Source organism: Aeromonas sp. ZOR0002 (assembly GCF_963866995.1).
GTDB classification, from domain to species: Bacteria; Pseudomonadota; Gammaproteobacteria; order Enterobacterales; family Aeromonadaceae; genus Aeromonas; species Aeromonas caviae.
Map to the genome: position 1 here is coordinate 1 of NZ_CAWMFQ010000072.1, position 3,254 is coordinate 3,254.

General features: G+C 66.5%; 4 protein-coding genes. All 4 read right to left on the reverse strand.

Annotated elements, in window-relative coordinates; all coding sequences use genetic code 11:
* A partial coding sequence (locus AACR77_RS04435) for a pseudouridine-5'-phosphate glycosidase (protein WP_042879977.1) occupies positions 1-359 on the reverse strand: 359 nt, incomplete at its 3' end.
* Entirely contained in the window at positions 353-1,444 is a 1,092-nt protein-coding gene (locus AACR77_RS04440) for a PfkB family carbohydrate kinase (RefSeq protein ID WP_010675446.1), read from the reverse strand. The genes AACR77_RS04435 and AACR77_RS04440, both read right to left, overlap by 7 nt.
* A gap of 144 nt (positions 1,445-1,588) precedes the next feature.
* Positions 1,589-1,948, reverse strand: a complete 360-nt coding sequence (nirD, locus tag AACR77_RS04445; RefSeq protein WP_010675447.1) for a nitrite reductase small subunit NirD — start codon at positions 1,946-1,948, stop codon at positions 1,589-1,591.
* A partial coding sequence (locus AACR77_RS04450; protein ID WP_042879980.1) for a (2Fe-2S)-binding protein occupies positions 1,945-3,254 on the reverse strand: 1,310 nt, incomplete at its 5' end. The genes AACR77_RS04450 and nirD, both read right to left, overlap by 4 nt.

Here is a 3,254-nt window from a genome sequence, read left to right on the forward strand (position 1 = left end):
ATCCCGGCCATGGCGGCCACTATCATGGTGGAGGCTACCGTGGTCGCCCCCAGCCCCTTGTTGGCCAGCACGAAGGGGATGTCGCGACGGCTGCACTTGGTGGCGGCGTGGCCGGCACGGCCCAGCGCCTCCAGGGCCCCCGCATCCAGACCCACCTTGAGGCGGCCATCGATGATGGCGATGGTGGCCGGCACGGCGCCGTTGTCCCGCACCACCTGCTCCACCTGGCGCGCCGTCTCCACGTTCTGCGGATAGGGCATGCCGTGGGAGATGATGGTGGACTCCAGGGCCACCACCGGCTTGCCGGCGGCCAGCGCGGCGGCAACTTCAGGTTGGATATCGAGGTAAGCGTTCAACATGGGTACTCCTCCAGCATGCGTTCAACGGCGGCCTTGGATAGGCCGGAAAAGACGGTATCGGAACAATTGACGGTGAGGGCGGCGCAACCGAGGGCGAACCGGGTTGTCTCCATGATGCCCTGATCCTGCAACCAGGCGTGGGCCAGCCCTGCCATGAAGGCATCGCCGCCGCCGGTCACGTTGACGACCGGGCTGCCGAGCACGGGCAGATGGCCCTGGCAGGCCCCGTCGCTATAGAAGATCCCCTGATCGCCGAGGCTCAGGAAGAGCCGCTGCACCCCGGCGCGGTGGAACCAGGCCGCCGCCATGGGCCAGGTGTCGGGCCCCCCGATGGTGAAGCCGCACAGCTGCTCCGCCTCGGTGCGATTGGGTTTGAGGGTGTGGATGCGGTGCAGCCAGGGGCGGATCTTCTCCACCTTGGCCACCGACACGGTGTCCACGAAGATGATGTGCTCCCCCTGGCGCTCGAACAGCCAGTCCAGGGTGTGGGTGGCGAGGTTGGTGTCGAGCACCCAGAGCCGGGCCGCGCCAAGAAAACCGCTCAGGGGGGTGAGCCGGGCCGGGGTGAGCTGCTCGATGATCCCCATGTCGTTGACGGCGCAGCTCATCTCGCCGCTGCCATCGTGCAGGCTGAGATAGCAGGAGGTCGATTGACCCTCCAGTACCAGCACCTGGCGCACATCGACCCCGGCGCGCTGGCTCACCTCCAGCAGGTGGTGGCCGTATTGATCGTTGCCCACCGCAGTCAGCAGGCGAGTATCGGTGCCAAGGCGCGCCAGGTTCTCGGCGATGTTGCGCCCTACCCCGCCGGCGGAGGTGCGTACCCGGCCCGGGTTGGAATCCCCGATGCGCAGGTTGTCGTGGCTGCAGCCACAGATATCCATGTTGGCGCCGCCGATCACCACGGCGTAGGGGCCTTCGCGCAGCACATAGCCGCGCCCCTGCACATAGCCCTGGCGCATCAGGCTGGAGATGTGGCTCGCCAGCGCGGAGCGGCTGATGCCGAGCCTGTCCGCCAGCTCCTGCTGGGCAATCATGGGATCCTGGCGCAGCAGGGCGAGGATCTCTTGCTCACGTTCCGTCATAGACAAACATCCAGTTGCAAACGTTTGTCCATTATTTCCGAAAAACGTTTTCCCGCCATCCTCTCGTACAAGAAATGTCGGGTCGCGCACAAAAAATCACCGGGCAGTGCCCGGCGATCACAACATGGTTTTCAGATGGGCCACTCACCCCAGCTGTACCCAGACCTCGCTCCCCTCCAGCCGCACCGGCCAGCAGGCGACGCTCAGGGCAGGATCGTCCAGACAGCGACCGTCCATCAGGGCGTAGCGCTGCTTGTACAGCGGCGAGGCCACCACGGGTTCGCCCCCCGCATCCCCCACCAGGCCACGCCCCAGCACCGCGACGCCGGCCAGGGGATCCACCCCGTCCAGGGCATAGACATGCTCCCCGAGGCGAAACAGCGCCAGTACCCGCCCCTCCAGCCAGGCGCTGCGCCCGGCCTGCTCCGGCAGCGCCGCCAGCTCGCATACCCTATGCCAGGCTCCAGGTTCTGACTGTAAGGTCTCTTCTTTTATGTCGCTCATACCACCTCCTTGACAGCGATATCCGGCACCCATTGCCCCCGCTCCTCACGGCGCGGCGGCGTCTCGTCCTCGGGCCGGTTGACGAAGGCCTCGAACAACTTGAGCTTGTCCGGATCCGCCAAGGTGCTCTTCCACTCGCACTGCCAGGTGCCGACTATCCCCTCCATCATGGCCTCCAGCTCGGCACCGATGCCGAGCCTGTCCTCGATGATCACCGACCTGAGATAGTCGAGCCCCCCTTCCATGTTCTCCATCCAGACCGAGGTGCGTTGCAGCCTGTCCCCGGTGCGCACGTAGAACATCAGCAGCCGGTCGATGTAGCGGATCAGGGTCTGCTCGTCGAGATCCGTGGCGAACAGGTCGGCGTGGCGCGGCCGCATGCCGCCGTTGCCGCACACATAGAGGTTCCAGCCCCGCTCGGTGGCGATGACGCCGATGTCCTTGCTCTGGGCCTCGGCGCACTCCCGGGTGCAGCCTGAGACCGCAAACTTCAGCTTGTGTGGTGCCCGCAGCCCCTTGTAGCGGTGCTCCATGGTCTGGGTCAGGGTCATGGAGTCCTGCACCCCGTAACGACACCAGGTGGAGCCCACACAGGACTTCACGGTGCGCACCGACTTGCCGTAGGCCTGACCGGTCTCGAAGCCCGCCGCCACCAGCTCGCTCCAGATGGCGGGCAGCTGGTCGACCCGGGCGCCGAAGAGATCGATGCGCTGGCCGCCGGTGATCTTGGTGTAGAGGCCGTACTTGCGCGCCACTTCGCCGATGGTGATGAGCCCCTCCGGGGTGATCTCCCCCCCCGGGATGCGCGGCACCACTGAATAGGTGCCGTCCTTTTGCAGGTTCGCAAGGAAGGCGTCGTTGGTATCCTGCAACGCGCGGTGGGGCTTCTCCAGCACGTGCTCGTTCCACAGCGACGCCAGGATGGAGGCCACCGTCGGCTTGCAGATGTCGCACCCCAGCCCCTGGCCATGCTTGTCCCGCAGCGCCTCGAAGCTCTTCAGCTCGCCCACCCGGGCCAGGTGATAGAGCTCCTGACGGCCGTAGGCGAAGTGCTCGCACAACCCCTTGTCCGCCTCGACGCCAAGGTCCGCCAGGGTCTGATCCACCACCTGCTTGAGCAGGTTGCTGCAACCGCCGCAACCCGTGCCGGCCTTGGTGCAGCTCTTCACCGCCGACAGCTCGTGATTGCCCGCCCGAACGGCGGCCACCACGTCCCCCTTGCTGACGTTGTGGCAGGAGCAGAGGATGGCGCTGTCCGGCAGCACCAGGGGCGCGGGGGCGGCCCCGACCTCCCCCACCAGCAGGG

What these genes read in the sequence shown, in the direction of transcription:
- AACR77_RS04440 (WP_010675446.1), bottom strand. Translation starts at nt 1,444, where the DNA reads ATGACGGAACGTGAGCAAGAGATCCTCGCCCTGCTGCGCCAGGATCCC.
- nirD (WP_010675447.1), bottom strand. Translation starts at nt 1,948, where the DNA reads ATGAGCGACATAAAAGAAGAGACCTTACAGTCAGAACCTGGAGCCTGG.